At 62.4% G+C, this 473-nt stretch carries 1 protein-coding gene; it reads right to left on the bottom strand.

The window, feature by feature from the left end:
- Positions 1 to 132 precede the first annotated feature (132 nt).
- Positions 133 to 473: restriction endonuclease subunit S domain-containing protein (locus tag CKO41_RS18455; RefSeq protein ID WP_200383305.1), on the bottom strand; the 341-nt coding region annotated here is incomplete at its 5' end.

Genomic DNA, 473 nt, shown 5'->3' with positions numbered 1-473 from the left:
CGGCGGTGGAATCTCGGCGGGCGGCTCCGTGCGCGTCGCTGCGTAGAGGCGAAGGCCCTTCAGGCTGCTGCTGGGGGTCTGCGCGCCGGAATAGTCAATGCCGAGGTAGCTTTCGAATTGCGGCATGGGCGGTCAGGCGGTGGTGAGCTTAGCGTCGAGGGCGGAGAGAAGATTCGCGGCGGTGGCGCGGGAGGCGTTGAGTTGAGCCTCCAACTGGTCGACTAAGGCCATCAGTTGGTCGACTTTGGCGACGATGCGGCGTTGTTCGGCGATGTTCGGCGATGGGGCGGGGAATGGAAATTCGCTCCCACTTGCCCTTATTTCTGATTGGAGGTGCTGGTCTTCGATCCACCTAACCAGGAACAGCTGAAGCGCCTGCTCACCATCAAACTCCTCGGGGTGCGGCGCCAGTTCGAGACTGATGACGGCGACATCATCGGGCTGTTCAAAGGGATGTCCCACGCCGACGTGGA

The organism is Thiococcus pfennigii, assembly GCF_016583835.1.
In the GTDB taxonomy this organism is placed as follows: domain Bacteria; phylum Pseudomonadota; class Gammaproteobacteria; order Chromatiales; family Chromatiaceae; genus Thiococcus; species Thiococcus pfennigii.
Note: the sequence above shows the minus strand (reverse complement) of the source record. Positions and strands in the feature narration are given on the sequence as shown.